The sequence below is a fragment of the Rhodoplanes tepidamans genome, from assembly GCF_030813915.1.
Classification (GTDB): domain Bacteria; phylum Pseudomonadota; class Alphaproteobacteria; order Rhizobiales; family Xanthobacteraceae; genus Rhodoplanes; species Rhodoplanes tepidamans.
The window spans coordinates 117439-131668 of the sequence record NZ_JAUSUJ010000002.1; the positions used below are offsets into that span (position 1 = coordinate 117439).

Annotated in this window: 14 protein-coding genes; 4 read left to right on the plus strand and 10 right to left on the minus strand. The window is 70.4% G+C overall.

What is annotated here, in order from left to right:
• Positions 1–37: 37 nt before the first annotated feature.
• On the plus strand, positions 38–1678 hold the full coding sequence (locus J2S22_RS03250) for a lysine--tRNA ligase (protein ID WP_272778732.1): 1641 nt from the start codon (positions 38–40) through the stop codon (positions 1676–1678).
• A 94-nt stretch (positions 1679–1772) separates the two neighbouring features.
• Here the strand turns inward: J2S22_RS03250 and soxR are convergent, their stop codons facing one another.
• Positions 1773–2324, minus strand: coding sequence for a redox-sensitive transcriptional activator SoxR (soxR, locus tag J2S22_RS03255; protein ID WP_272778733.1), 552 nt, complete (start codon positions 2322–2324; stop codon positions 1773–1775).
• A 95-nt stretch (positions 2325–2419) separates the two neighbouring features.
• Here soxR and J2S22_RS03260 point away from each other — a divergent pair, with 95 nt between their 5' ends.
• The 3 genes from J2S22_RS03260 (at position 2420) to J2S22_RS03270 (ending at position 7603) form a co-directional block, all read left to right on the plus strand.
• Positions 2420–3601, plus strand: a complete 1182-nt coding sequence (locus J2S22_RS03260; protein ID WP_272778734.1) for an efflux RND transporter periplasmic adaptor subunit — start codon at positions 2420–2422, stop codon at positions 3599–3601.
• On the plus strand, positions 3598–6732 hold the full coding sequence (locus J2S22_RS03265) for an efflux RND transporter permease subunit (protein ID WP_272778735.1): 3135 nt from the start codon (positions 3598–3600) through the stop codon (positions 6730–6732). The genes J2S22_RS03260 and J2S22_RS03265 overlap by 4 nt, the downstream gene beginning before the upstream one ends.
• Positions 6733–6859: 127 nt before the next feature.
• Positions 6860–7603, plus strand: coding sequence for a sulfite exporter TauE/SafE family protein (locus J2S22_RS03270; protein WP_272778736.1), 744 nt, complete (start codon positions 6860–6862; stop codon positions 7601–7603).
• A 371-nt stretch (positions 7604–7974) separates the two neighbouring features.
• Here J2S22_RS03270 and J2S22_RS03275 read toward each other — a convergent pair whose 3' ends face one another.
• From J2S22_RS03275 to J2S22_RS03315, 9 genes are all read right to left on the minus strand, one after another.
• Entirely contained in the window at positions 7975–8604 is a 630-nt protein-coding gene (locus J2S22_RS03275) for a S24 family peptidase (RefSeq protein WP_272778737.1), read from the minus strand.
• A gap of 134 nt (positions 8605–8738) precedes the next feature.
• Positions 8739–9062, minus strand: a complete 324-nt coding sequence (locus tag J2S22_RS03280; RefSeq protein ID WP_370878177.1) for a DUF6460 domain-containing protein — start codon at positions 9060–9062, stop codon at positions 8739–8741.
• A gap of 170 nt (positions 9063–9232) precedes the next feature.
• Positions 9233–10336 (minus strand): WD40/YVTN/BNR-like repeat-containing protein, encoded by a 1104-nt coding sequence (locus J2S22_RS03285; RefSeq protein WP_272778738.1) that lies wholly within the window; start codon positions 10334–10336, stop codon positions 9233–9235.
• Positions 10337–10496: 160 nt separating this feature from the next.
• Positions 10497–10766 carry a MoaD/ThiS family protein gene (locus J2S22_RS03290; RefSeq protein ID WP_272778739.1) on the minus strand — a complete coding sequence of 90 codons (270 nt, stop codon included), beginning with the start codon at positions 10764–10766 and terminating at the stop codon, positions 10497–10499.
• A gap of 5 nt (positions 10767–10771) precedes the next feature.
• Entirely contained in the window at positions 10772–11206 is a 435-nt protein-coding gene (locus J2S22_RS03295; RefSeq protein WP_272778740.1) for a VOC family protein, read from the minus strand.
• A gap of 287 nt (positions 11207–11493) precedes the next feature.
• Complete coding sequence (locus J2S22_RS03300) at positions 11494–11913, minus strand: YciI family protein (RefSeq protein ID WP_272778741.1); 420 nt, start codon at positions 11911–11913, stop codon at positions 11494–11496.
• A 52-nt stretch (positions 11914–11965) separates the two neighbouring features.
• Entirely contained in the window at positions 11966–12334 is a 369-nt protein-coding gene (locus J2S22_RS03305) for a DUF1428 domain-containing protein (RefSeq protein WP_272778742.1), read from the minus strand.
• 104 nt (positions 12335–12438) lie between these two features.
• On the minus strand, positions 12439–13707 hold the full coding sequence (locus tag J2S22_RS03310; RefSeq protein WP_370878171.1) for an RNA polymerase sigma factor: 1269 nt from the start codon (positions 13705–13707) through the stop codon (positions 12439–12441).
• A complete protein-coding gene (locus J2S22_RS03315) occupies positions 13707–14093 on the minus strand; it encodes a YciI family protein (protein ID WP_272778743.1) in 387 nt (128 codons plus the stop codon). Before J2S22_RS03315 ends, J2S22_RS03310 begins: the two co-directional genes overlap by 1 nt.
• Between the last annotated feature and the right edge of the window lie 137 nt (positions 14094–14230).

Sequence of the window (14230 nt, forward strand, 5' to 3'; positions counted from 1 at the left end):
CGCGGCTTGCGCGCCCCGGCCCTGCCGGAGACCACGCATGTCCGATCCCGTTGCCGATCTCGATCCCGCCGCCCTGCGCGCGCTCGCTGAATCCTCCACGGCCTGGCCGTTCGAGGAGGCGAGGAAGATCGTCGCGCGGCTGAAGGCGCATCCCAAGGACGAGGTGATCTTCGAGACCGGCTACGGGCCGTCCGGGCTGCCGCATATCGGCACGTTCGGCGAGGTGGCGCGCACCACCATGGTGCGCCACGCGTTCCGGGTGCTGACCGAGGACCGGGTGAGGACCCGGCTGATCGCCTTCTCGGACGACATGGACGGGCTGCGCAAGGTGCCCGACAACATCCCCAACAAGGATCTGGTCGCCGCCCATCTCGGGAAGCCGCTGACCCGCGTGCCCGACCCGTTCGGCACCCACGACAGCTTCGGGGCCCACAACAACGCGCGGCTGCGGGCTTTCCTCGACGCGTTCGGCTTCGACTACGAGTTCGCCTCGTCGACCGACTACTACAAGGCTGGCCGCTTCGACGCGACGCTGCTCGCCATGCTCGAGCACTACGACCGGGTGATGGAGATCATCCTGCCGACGCTCGGCCCGGAGCGGCGCGCCACCTATTCGCCGTTCCTGCCGGTCGATCCGCGCACCGGCCTCGTCCTGCAGGTGCCCATGGTGGCCCGCGACCCGAAGCGCGGCACCGTCACCTACGAGGACCCCGAGACGGGCGAGCGCGTCACCACCCAGGTCACGCGCGGCATGGTCAAGTGCCAGTGGAAGGCCGACTGGGCGATGCGCTGGACGGCGCTCGGCATCGACTACGAGATGGCCGGCAAGGACCTGATCGACTCGGTGAAGCTGTCGGGCGAGATCTGCCGGGTGCTCGGCGGCACCCCGCCCGAGGGCTTCACCTACGAGCTCTTCCTGGACGACAGGGGACAGAAGATCTCGAAGTCGAAGGGCAACGGGCTGACCATCGACGAGTGGCTGCGCTATGCGAGCCCGGAGAGCCTGTCGCTGTTCATGTATCGCGAGCCGAAGGCGGCGAAGCGGCTGTACTTCGACGTGATCCCGCGCACCGTCGACGAGTACGCCCAGTTCCTCGACGGCTACGGACGGCAGGACGCCAAGCAGCGCCTGACCAACCCTGTGTGGCACATCCATGCGGGGGCGCCGCCCGCCGTCTCGGTGCCGATCTCGTTCACGATGCTCCTGAACCTCGTGTCGGCCTCGAACGCCGAGAACGCCGACACGCTGTGGGGCTTCATCGGCCGCTACTGGCCGGGCGTGACGCCGCAGTCGCACCCCCGGCTGCAGCGCGAGGTCGAGTACGCGATCCACTATTTTCGCGATTTCGTGCTTCCCGCGAAACGGTTCCGCGAGCCGGTGGAGTCCGAGCGCGCCGCGCTGATGGATCTGCGCGAGGCGCTGTCCCAGCTGCCCGACGACGCCACCGCCGAGGCGATCCAGGAGGTCGTCTACGAGGTCGGCCGGCGGCCGCCGTTCCTCGACGAGAAGAAGAAGGGCAAGGACGGCAAGCCGGGCGTCTCGCTCGACTGGTTCAACCTGCTCTACCAGGTGCTGCTCGGCCAGGAGAAGGGCCCGCGCTTCGGCTCCTTCGTCGCCATCTACGGCCTGAAGAACACGGTCGACATGATCGACGGCGCGCTCGCGCGGAGCGCGTGAGCGCCCGGTCCGACCGGATCGAACCGCGCGAGCGTCGTTACAGAGCCGCATCGCGGCGGCGGCGAACCGGGCTCCGCGTCGGCAGGACGAGGCGCTAGCCGTCCTGCGCGTCGCCGCGGGTGCGTCGGCGGGAGCGCCGAGGAGCGGCATCGGCCGCGCCGTCGGTCCGCTTCGCCATCCGGGCGAGCGCCTTGGTGATCAGCCGGCGCGGCCCGGCGCCCTCCCGCGCCAGGGAGTCCTCGGGATTGTGCATCGGACACTCGGTGATCGACAGGCAGCCGCAACCGATGCAGTGATCGAGCTCGTCGCGGAGCTGTTGCAGGCTGATGATGCGGTCCTCGATGATGTCCTGCCAGGACAGCGACAGCCGCCGCCATTCGGACAGCGTGATGGCGCGGTCGGTGGCGATCTCGTCGAAATGGGCCTTGACGGTGGCGAGCGGGATGCCGGCGCGCTGGGCGAGCCGCACGATGGCGATCAACCGCAGCACGGCGCGCGGATAGCGGCGCTGATTGCCCTCCGTCCGCCACCCCCGGATCAGCCCCTTGGCCTCGTAGAAATGCACCGTCGACACGGCGACGCCGCTGCGTCTGGCGACCTCGCCGACGGTCAGCTCGGCGCGCTTGGACGGGGGTGACGGTATCATCTTGACCTCAACTATACTCGAGGTCTTATAGGTGGTGTCGGCTTGCTCGTGCAAGCTCCCGCGGCCCGGCCGTGGGTGAGTTCGCGGAGGCCGACATGTCGACACACATCGATGTCTCGGGGGGCGAGCGCACGCTCGACCCCCGGCCCACCACCACGTCTCGTCGCGTCCTGCCCCTGTTGATGGCGCTGCTGGTGCTGGCGCTCGTGTTCTGCGGCGTCGCGTTGTGGCGCTCGGTGCGGCTCGCCGCGACCGGCGGCGGCGGTCCCACGCCGGTCGCGGTGGCGGCTGCGGCGGTGGCGGTCGAGACGCTGCCGCTCTCGCTGCGGACGACCGGCTCGCTCCAGGCCGTGCAGGAGGTGGTGCTGGCGCCCGAGGTGGCCGGCCGGGTCGTCGCCATCCGGTTCGAGGCGGGCGCCGTGGTGGCCGAAGGGGCGCCGCTGGTGCAACTGTTCGATGCGATCGAGCGGGCCGACCGCGACGCCGCGGTGGCACGCGCCGGCTTCGCCCGAAATCAGCTCGAACGCTCGCGGGAATTGTCGCCGACCGGCGCCGAGACGCTCCAGCGGCTCCAGCAGCGCGAGGCCGAGCTGGCCGAGGCGACCGCCGCCATCGCGCAGATCGACGCCCGTCTGGTGCAGAAGACCGTCCGCGCGCCGTTCGACGGCCGCATCGGCATCCGCCGCGTCAATCTCGGCCAGTACGTCAATGCCGGCGAGCCGATCGCCACCCTGGTGGCGCTCGACCGGCTCTATGTGAACTTCACGGTGCCCCAGCAGGATCTCGCCAAGCTGCGGGTCGGCGGCGACGTCGAGGTGGTGAGCGACGCCTGGCCGGATCGCCGCTTTCGGGCGGTGATCAACGCCATCGAGCCGCGGGTCGGCACCGACACCCGCAACGTGACCGCGCAGGCCACCCTGTCGGATTCGGACGGGCTGCTCCGCCCCGGCCTCTACGTCACGGTCGAGATCGCCCAGCCGCCGCGGCCCGACACCATCCTGGTGCCGACCACCGCCATCCAGGCCACCGCCTCGGGCGACAGCGTGCTGGTGTTGCGCGAGGGGCGCGCCGTGCCGGTGCCGGTGGTGACCGGCCGGCAGGTCGGCCCCCGCATCGTGGTGGAGCGCGGCCTGTCGGCCGGCGACGTCGTCGTCACCAGCGGTCAGCTGCGCATCCGCCCGGGCGCGCCCGTCACGGTGGCGACGGGCGACGATCCGCCCCCCGCGGCGGCACCGGCCCCGGCGGGCGACCCCGCGGGTCGGAGGGGACGGTCATGAGCGTCACGGATCTGTTCGTTCGCCGGCCGGTGCTGTCGATCGTCGTCAGCCTGCTGCTGCTGCTGGTCGGCGCCACCGCGCTCGTCTCGCTGCCGGTCCGCCAGTATCCCAAGCTCGAGAGCGCCACCATCACGGTGGAGACGATGTTCCCGGGCGCCACTCAGGAGGTGATGCAGGGCTTCGTGACGACGCCGATCGCCCAGTCGATCGCCACCGCGAGCGGCATCGAGTACCTGACCTCCAGCTCGACCATGGGCCTCAGCCTGATCAAGGCCAAGCTGGTGCTCGACGCGGATTCCGACCGCGCGATGACCGAAGTGCTGGCCAAGGTCCAGCAGGTCAAGTACCGGCTGCCGCAGGGGGCCTTCGATCCGGTCGTCACCAAGGTCACCGACGGCGCCACCGCGGTGCAGTACGTCGCCTTCATCAGCGACACGCTGACGATTCCGCAGATCACCGATTTCGTCACGAGAGTCGGCCAGCCGCTGGTGACCTCGGTCAAGGGCGTCGCCTCGGCCGACTTCGCCGGCGCCCAGGCGCTCGCCATGCGGGTGTGGCTCGATCCGGTCAAGCTCGCCGGCCGCAGCCTGACCGCGGCCGACGTCGCCGCCGCGCTGCGCGCCAACAACGTGCAGGCGGCGCCCGGCCAGGTCGAGAACGAGCTGTCGGTCGGCAACATCAGCGCCACGACCGACGCCCGCTCGGTCGAGGACTTCCGCCGGATGGTGATCAAGACCGGCAGCGACGGGCTAGTCCGGCTCGCGGACGTCGCCGACGTCGAGATCGGCAGCCAGAACCGCAAGACCATCGGCTGGGCGGCCGGCCGCCGGTCCGTCTATCTGAAGATCTGGCCGACCCCGGACGGCAATCCGCTGGAGATCGTCGCCGCCGTCAAGGCGCTGATCCCGCAGATGCAGCAGGTCGCGCCGCCCGGCCTCGTGGTGGAGAACCAGTTCGACGTCGCCCACTTCGTCCACGCCTCGATCGACGAGGTGCGGCGCACCCTGATCGAGGCGGTCGTCATCGTCGTGGTGGTGATCTTCCTGTTCCTGGGCTCGCTGCGCGCCGTGATCATCCCGGTCGTCACCATCCCGCTGTCGCTGGTCGGATCGGCGGCCCTGATGCTGGCCTTCGGCTTCTCGCTCAATCTGCTGACCCTGCTCGCCATGGTGCTGGCGATCGGCCTCGTCGTCGACGACGCCATCGTGGTGGTCGAGAACATCCACCGCCACATCGAGGCCGGCGAGTCGCCGTTCGACGCCGCCTTGTCGGGCGCTCGCGAGATCGTCGGGCCGGTGATCGCCATGACCATCACGCTGGCGGCCGTCTATGCGCCGATCGGCCTGATGGGCGGGCTGACCGGCGGACTGTTCCGCGAGTTCGCCTTCACGCTGGCCGGCGCGGTGGTGGTGTCCGGCGTCGTGGCTCTCACCCTGTCGCCGATGATGAGCGCCGAGCTGCTCGGCGCGCAGCAGTCGCAGGGGCGCTTCGCCGCGACGATCGAGCGGGCCCTGACGGTGACGTCGAACGGCTATGCCCGCCTGCTCGAGCGCACCCTGGCGATGCGCCCGGTGGTGCTGGTGATCGCCGTCGCCATGCTGGCCGCCATCGTGGTGCTGTTGTTTGGCGCGCGGCGCGAGCTCTCGCCGCCCGAGGATCAGGGCTACGTGTTCACCGCCGTGCGGGCGCCGCAATACGCCAATCTCGACTACACCGCGACGGCGGCCGCCGCCGTCCAGCGGATCTTCATGTCGTTGCCGGAGTATCTCGGCAACTTCTTCGTGGTCGGCACCGACGGTCTGAACAACGCCTTCGGCGGCATCATCCTGAAGGAGTGGAGCGAGCGGTCGCGCTCGTCCGACGCGGTCCAGTCTCATCTGTTCCGGGCGGTCGGCGCCGTCCACGGCGCCTCGGTCACGCCGTTCCAGCCGGCGGCGCTGCCGGCCTCGACCGGCGGCCTGCCGTTCCAGATGGTGCTGCGCTCGCCGGCCGGTTTCGACGTCGTCTTCGACCAGATGGAGGCCCTCAAGGACGCGGCGCGACGGAGCGGGCTGTTCGCCTTCGTGGACAGCGACCTCGCCTTCGACAGCCCGACCGCGCGGGTGCGCATCGACACCGCCAAGGCCGGCGAGATCGGCGTCACCATGCAGGCCATCGCCGACACGCTGGCGGTGCTGGTCGGCGAGAACTACGTCAACCGCTTCAACTACCACGGCCGCTCCTACGACGTCGTCCCGCAGGTCCGTCGGCCCGACCGGCTGACCCCGGAGGCCCTCGGTCGTTATCAGATCCGCACCCGTTCGGGGGCGATGATCCCGTTGTCCACGGTGGCGTCCGTCGACGTGACGCCGAGCCCGAACCGGTTGCCGCAGTTCAATCAGATGAACGCGGCGACGCTGTCCGCGGTGCTGCGACGCGGCGTGACGATGGGGCAGGCGGTCACCTTCATGGAAGCGGTGCCGCGGGCGCCCGGAATCACCATCGACTGGCTCGGCGACAGCCGGCAGTACGTGCAGGAGGGCAACCGACTGACGGTGTCGTTCGGCCTCGCGCTGATCGTCATCTTTCTCGTTCTGGCGGCCCAGTACGAGAGCTTCCGCGATCCGCTGGTCATCCTGGTGACGGTGCCGCTGGCGATCTGCGGGGCGCTCGTTCCGCTCTACCTCGGCTACACGACCCTCAATATCTACACCCAGATCGGCCTCGTCACGCTGATCGGGCTGATCTCGAAGCACGGCATTCTGATGGTGGCGTTCGCCAACGAGATCCAGCATCGCGACGGGCTCGATCCCCGCCGCGCCATCGTCGAGTCGGCGCGAGTGCGGATGCGCCCGGTGCTGATGACCACCGCCGCCATGGTGGCCGGGCTGGTGCCGTTGCTGTTCGCCACCGGGGCCGGCGCGGCGAGCCGGTTCGCGATCGGCATCGTGGTGGTGACCGGGATGCTGATCGGCACGCTGTTCACCCTGTTCGTGCTGCCGACCTTCTACACCCTGATCGCCGGCGACCATCGGGCCGAACGAGCGGCCGAACGGGCGGACCCGCCGACGACGCCGGCACCCGGACGGGGATCGCATCCCCGGCCGGGGGTGCGGGACCACGAGGGCGCCGCCGTCCGTCACGGCGTCTGACATGTCCCGCCGGGTCGGGGCGACGCGGGCGGACCCGGTGCCCCCCGTCGTGCCCTGCACGCCCCGACCCGTTCCGGCCACCGCCACGATGCGCGGTGGCACGGCCGTGTGCTACGAGACCGGCTGCATGTCCGTGCTCGCCTACGCCCTGATCGGCGCCACCATCGTCGTCTCGTCCTTCGTGTCCGGTATCTTCGGGATGGCGGGCGGGATGATCCTGCTCGGCGTGCTGCTGACGCTGTACGACGTCGCCACCGCGATGGTGCTGTTCTCGATCATCCAGTTCGCCGCGAACGGCTGGCGCGCCGTGATGTGGCGGGCGCATGTGCGCTGGCCGATCTTCTGGTGGTACGCGGGCGGCGCGCTGGTCGCCTTCGTCGCGATGCGGCTCGTCGCCTTCATCCCGGACAAGGCGGCCGTCTATCTCGCGCTCGGCGCCATCCCTTTCCTGGTCGAGCTGCTGCCCAGGAACGCGCGACCCAACATCGAGTGGCGCGGCATGCCGTTCGTGGCCGGCCTGATCACCACGGTCGTCCAGTTCCTGTCCGGCGTCGGCGGCCTGTTCCTCGACATGTTCTTCCAGAAGAGCATGATCGACCGCCGGACCACGGTCGCGACCAAGGCCGTCACCCAGACCTTCAGCCACGTGCTGCGGGCGACCTATTTCGCCTCGTTCGCGGGCGAGGCCACCATCGAGCCGTGGTGGGCGATCGCGCCGGCGTTCTTGCTCAGCATCACCGGCACGTCGCTCGCCGTGCGGGTGCTGGAGCGGATGACCGACCACGGGTTCCGCAACTGGACCCGCTGGATCATTCTCGCCATCGGCGTCGTCTATCTGTGGCGCGGTGCCGTGCTGGTCGCCGGCGGCTGACCGGCTGACCGGTGAGGCCGTGTGCGGCGCGGCGGCAACACTCCGTAATCCGAATGTAAACGCAACGTAAAGAGGATGGCGCGGGCGCGTGTGACGGGCCTATGACGGCTGCGGGGACGCGGATCGGGTTCGCAGGGAGTTGCGAGGTCTATGCGTGCCGTGTTGCTCGTGCTGGTGGTCGGCCTGGGGCTGGGCCTCGCCGGCTGCTCGAAATGCGACATTCCCACCTGGGGCTATGCGGCCTGCCGCGCCGGCCCGCCGGTGCAGTGAGCAGGCAGGGGCGCCTGCCCGGGCCCTCGCCGCATCCGGCCCACGGCCGGCCACGGCCGGATGCGGCGCGTCCGCCACAAGCGGCCCTGTGCCGCGGCGGGCTACTGGCTCGCCCAGACGATGCGGGCGACCCACAGCACGTCCTCGGCCGGCAGCACCCGGTCCGCGTGCTCGGGGTTGAGCGAGCGTAGCTCGAGCGTCTTGGCGGTCTTGCGGCGCAGCTCCTTGGCCAGCACCTCGCCCTCGCGGGTCTTCACCACGACGCGGTCGCCGCGCCGGATCGGCGCCGATGGGGAGACGATGATGACGGTGCCGTCCCGGTAGGCCGGCTGCATCGAGTCGCCCGAGATTTCGAGCGCGTAGGCGTGCTCGTCCTCGACCGCCGGGAAGGCGATCTCGTCCCAGCCCTTGCCGACCGGAAAGCCGCCGTCGTCGAAATAGCCGCCCGAGCCGGCTTCGGCGAAGCCGATCAGCGGCACCGCCTGCTCGGCCGCCGAGTCGCCGTCGCCGAGGAGGCGGACGAACTCCTCCACCGTTGTGCCGGTCGCGGCGAGCGACTTCGCCACCGATTCGGTCGACGGCCAGCGGGCGCGGCCGTCCGGGGTGATGCGCTTCGACTTGTTGAAGGTGGTCGGGTCGAGTCCGGCCCGCTTGGCGAGTCCGGACGCCGACAGGCCGGCGCGCGCCGCCAGCCGGTCGAGCGCCGTCCAGATTTGGGCATGGGTCAGCATGGGACCTCCTGCGGAACGCCGGGGCCACGTGGGAACAGCGCCAGTATAGGAATTTTAGCCTGGGTCTGCCAAGCGTTTCGACTGGCGCACCAGGGCCGCTCTCCGGGCCACCCTCCGGCGGCCCGCCGCCCGCGTCACCGGCCGCCCTTGGCGAGCCGCAGGACCAGCCAGATCGGGATCACCAGCACGGCGCCCAGCAGGAAGTAGCGCCACAGCCAGACCACGGCGTCGAAGCCCATGTCCCAGATGCTGCGCAGCAGGCGCTCGACGCTCTGGATGATGTTCCATGGGTCGAGCCCGATCGCCGACATGATGACGCCGACCAGGACCGACAGCAGGACGAGCCGCACCGCCACGGCGCCCGGCGAGCCGCCGAGGAACCGTTCGAGACTGCCGGAAGAGCGCTGCTGCATGCCGTCCCCGTAATCGATCGACGGCCGCCGCTCCGGATCCCGCATCGCCATGGCCTGCTTTCCCCGGGCTGGTGCCGCGCCTGTTGCGACGGCAGCTTACCACAGGGGCGGGCCGGAGCGGGAAGGGGCCTTCACCTCGTCCCGTGGGCCTTCACCTCGTCCCGGGAACCGGGAGAGGTGAAGGACGCAGGGCGGAGTCGCCCGACGCCGGCCGCTCAGCCGAACCGCACGGCGTAGACGGGCGGCAGCGTATGGCTGACGCAGGTCCAGCGGTCGCCCTGGTCCTCGCTCACCCACAGGCCGCCCGTGGTCGAGCCGAGCGCGAGCCGCTCGCCGCCGGGATCGAGCGCCAGGGCGTGGCGGTAGACGACGTCGTAGGCGTGCTTCTGGGGCAGGCCCTCGGTCAGCACGTCGAAGCTCCGGCCGCCGTCGCGGGTTCGCGTCACCACCAGCCGCCCGTCGCGGGGGATGCGCTTCTCGTCCTTGATCTCCGGCACGAACCACGCCGTGTCGGGCTCGTCCGGGTGCACGGCGACCGGGAACCCGAAGGTCGACGGGCCGGCCGCGGTGATCTCGGTGAAGCTGTGGCCTTCGTCGGAGGAGACGAAGATTCCGTTGTGGTGCTGCACCCACATGCGCTCCGGCGCCGCGCGGCACTGCACCAGGCAGTGGACGTCCTGGGCGATCGGATCGCCCGCCTGCTCGGGCGGCATGTACTCGGCCCGCATGCCGGCGCCGCGCAGCGCCCAGCTCTCGCCGCCGTCCTCGGTGGCCCACACGCCGCCGGTCGACACCGCGATCGACACGCGCCGCGAATCGCGCGGATCGACGCAGATCGAGTGCAGGCCGGGCAGGTCGGCGCCGCCGCCGCCCCACTTCTGCCGCAGCGGATGGTCCCACAGCGCCCGCACCAGCGACCAGCTCGCGCCGTGATCGTTCGACTTGAACAGCCCGCCCGGCAGCGTGCCGCACCAGATGGTGCCGGGCTCGTCGGCGCCACCCGGCACCAGCGCCCAGACCCGCACCGTGCTCCACGGCAGCGGTCGGCCCCACATGTCGAGCTCCTCGTGACCCTCCGGCTTCTCGGGATAGGTCGGCGTCGCGATCTCCTCGAAGCCGCCGGCGGCCGTGGAGCGGTGCAGCTTGACGCCGAAATGGCCGTGGTCGAGCGCGGCGTAACGCCGGCCGTCGCGCGGGTCCGTCATCGTGAGCGTGACGTTGTCGCCGAGGAACGCCACGTCGGCGACGTCCCATCCCTGCACCGTGCGGGCGACCGTGAACAGCCCCTTGCGGGTGGAAACGAGAAGCGTGTCGCTCATGTCACCAAATCCCCCTGATCAGTTGGTGGTCATTCCGGGGCGGGTCGCAGACCCGAACCCGGAATCCAGCGGCGAAATCGGTCGGTGTGGCTGGATTCCGGGTCCGGCGCTGCGCGCCGTCCCGGAATGACAGCCAGGGGCGTCCGCGGAACCTCGTCGATCAGCCTCCGGAGAGCGCCTGGAAGACGTGAATCGTGCCGGCCGGGCCGACCGGCTCGGCGAGCGTCTGGCGGTCGCGCACCATGGTGCCGTCGACGAACACGGTCATGTGGCGGCGCAGCGCCCCCTGGTCGTCGAGCACGTAGCCGCGCGCCTGCGGGTTCTCGGCGAACACCGCCTCCAGCACCTCGCGCACCGTCCGCCCCGGAACCTCCGTCTCGGGGCAGGCGACATGGCGCTGGATGTTCTGCGTGAAGACCACGCGGGGCATGCGGATCAGGCGGCCGCGGCGGCGGCGTCGGCCGGCGCCTGCTGCAGGTGCGCCGGATCCATCCACATGATCTCCCAGGTGTGGCCGTCGAGATCGTCGAAGGCGCGGTAGTACATGAAACCGTAGTCGGCGGCGGGACGCGGCTCCCCGGCGCCGGCCGTCACGGCGGTGTCGACCAGCGCGTCGACCGCGGTGCGGCTCTCCGCCGACAGTGCGATCAGCACCTCCTTGGACTTGTGGCCGTCGGCGATCTCCTTGTCGGTGAACTGCTTGAACTTGTCGTGGGTGAGCAGCATCGCGTGGATGGTGTCGGAGATCACCAGGCAGGCCGCCGTGTCGTCGGTGAACTGCCTGTTGAACGTGTAGCCGAGCGTCTCGAAGAAGCGTATCGACCGCGGCAGGTCGGCGACCGGCAGGTTGACGAAGATCATGGTGCTCATCGGGGGTGCTCCAGCTTTGCGATTTCTGATCATTCACGCGAGACAGGTATCCGCCGCATGGTCCGTCATGGCCGGGCTCGTCCCGGCCATCCACGTCCTTCGCAGCCGACCTTCGGCAAGGCCGTGGATGCCCGCGACAAGCGCGGGCATGACGAGGGTGGAGTGAAGCGCGCCTTCGTTTCTCCGCTCGTCCCCGCGAAGGCGGGGACCTAGGGCGACGCGGCGAGACGTCCTGGATTCCCGCTTTCGCGGGAATGAGCGGAGTGTGGAGTGGTCTCTGCGGCCCCTCACCCGCCCAGCTTCTCGCGCAGGCGCTCCTCCTGGGCGCGCAGCTCCGGCGTGAAGGCCTCGCCGAAATCCTCGGCCTCGAACACCGGCCGGATCTCGACCTCTGTGACCTCGTCGTGCGGGTTGGGGCAGCGCTTCAGCCAGTCGACCGCCTCCTCCATCGAGGCGACGTTCCACAGCCAGTAGCCGGCGATCAGCTCCTTGGTCTCGGCGAACGGGCCGTCGATCACGGTGCGGGTGGCCCCGTCGAAGCGCACGCGCTTGCCCTTCGCGGTCGGATGCAGGCCCTCGCCGGCCAGCATGATGCCGGCCTCGACCAGCGCCTCGTTGTACTGTCCCATCGCTGCGAGCAGCTCGGTCGACGGCATCTCGCCGGCTTCCGACGCCTTGCTCGCCTTGACGATGACCATCACCTTCATGGCAGTCTCCCGTCGGTGGATTGTGTGAGGCCCGCGGGGGCCGAATGCCGCATCACGCCTCGACCAGCACGTCGAAGCCGCCCCAGAACATCCGCTTGCCGTCGAACGGCATGCCGTCCTTCGGCATGTCGGCGAGGCGCGGATCGCTCATCACGGCCGCGTTGATGCGATCGCGCTCGGCCCGCGACGCGTAGACGATCCAGGAGAACACCACGGTCTCGTCCGGCCCGAGCTTCACGGCCTGCGGAAACGAGGTGTGGGTGCCGGGCTTCACGTCTTCGGCGATGCATTCGACATAGGCGAGCGCGCCGTGCTCGCGCCAGATCGCGCCGGCCTTGGCCGCGAGGGCGCGATAGTCGTCGATCTTCGCCTTCGGAACCGGCAGCACGTAGCTGTCGACATACTTGCCCATCATGTCCATCGGGGTCCTCCCTTTCGTCGCTCGCCGTCCGTTGCTCGCCATGAAGACGGACGGCGAGCCGCGGTCCCGACACTGACTCCGAAATTTTTCGACGAGAGGTATTTTCAGTGGGGCGGCGCGGCCGGCGTCGTCGCGGCCGGCGCGTTCAGCCGGTCGAGCTGGCGGCGGATGTGCGCCGCCTCGGCCGGCGAATGGGCGAGCGCGATGGCGCGGTCGAAGGCGACGCGCGCCTCGGCGGTCCGCCCGAGCTTGTCCAGCAGCGCGCCTTCCAGTCCGTGGAAGTAGAAGTAGCCGGAGAGTGCGCCGCGCAGCGGGCCGATCAGATCGAGCGCGGGCTGCGGTCCGCGCACCTTCCAGGTGGCCACCGCGCGGTTCAATGACACCACGGGCGAGGGCTGCAGCCGCTCCAGTGCGCCGTAGAGGAGCTCGATCTGGGCCCAGTCGGTGTCCTCCGGCCGGGCCGCGCGCGCATGCAGCGCCGCGACCGCGGCCTGGAGCTGGTAGGCGCCGGGGCGGCGATGCCGCATCGCCTTGTCGAGCAAAGCGAGTCCCTCGGCGATCAGCCGACGATCCCAGCGGCCGCGGTCCTGTTCGTCGAGCAGCACGATGTCGCCGGCCGCGTCGAGCCTCGCGGCGGCGCGCGAGTGCTGGAGCAGCAGCAGCGCCGTCAGGCCCATGATCTCGGGCTCGGTCGGGAACAGGCGCAGCAGCAGCCGCGCCAGCCGGATCGCCTCGTCGCACAGCGGCAGCCGCAGATGGGCGTCGCCGCCGCTCGCCGCATAGCCCTCGTTGAACAGCAGATAGATCGCCGCCGCGACGGTGGCCACGCGGGCGGCGCGGTCCGGCGGGCTCGGCGCCTCGAACGGCACGTCGGCGCTCGCCACCTTGCGCTTGGCGCGGGTGATGCGCTGCTCCATGGCGGCCTCGGTGGTGAGGAACGCGCGGGCGATCTCCTTCACCGACAGGCCGGAGACGATGCGCAGCGCCAGCGCGATCTGCTGGGCATTGGGCAGATCGGGATGGCAACAGACGAACAGCAGACGAAGAATGTCGTCCCGGTAGTGACTCTCGTCGAGCTCCTCGGCGAGCACCGCCTCGGCGTCGTCGCGCTCGGACAGCACCTCCTCGTCGGGCAGCGGGGCCTCGCGCCTCCGGCGCCGCACCGTGTCGATCGCGACGTTGCGGCCGACCATGATCAGCCAGGCGGCGGCGTCGCGCGGCGGGCCGTTCTGCGGCCACGTCTTCAGGGCACGCAGGCAGGCCTCCTGCAGCGCCTCCTCGGCCGTGTCGAGATCCCGGAACGCGCGCAGCAGAGCAGCCAGCGCCTGCGGTCGCGCCGCCTGGAGAGTCGCGCCGAGCCAGTCGACGTCCATCAGGCGCTCGCTTTCGCAGGGGGCGACGTCGCCGGGTTGAAGAAGGCGACCGGGCGCAGCTCGTAGGAGCCGCCCGGATTGGCCTCGCCGAGCTCTTTCGCGATGGCGAGCGCCTCGTCGAGCGAGTCGCAGTCGACCAGATAGAAGCCGAGGAGCTGCTCCTTGGTCTCGGCGAACGGCCCGTCGATGACCAGCGGCGGATCGCGGTCCTTGCGCAGCGTGGTGGCCGCCGTGGTCGGCATCAGCCGCGCCACCGGCCCGAGCTTGCCCTGGCGGGCGAGCCGCTCCTGGATCGGCGCCAGCCGCGCCATCACGGCGTCGTCCTCCTCCTTGCTCCAGGAGCAGACGATGTCTTCCTGGTGGTAGCACAGGATGGCGTACAGCATCGGGGATCCCTCCGTGGCCCAAGGACGCCGGAGCCTAGCCGAATCCGACACGGGGGCGGAAATTTCGATCCGTCATCCCGGAACGCTCCGCCGAGACCCGCAGCCTTTCGGTGGTCGTGCTCCGCGAAGGCGGAGCA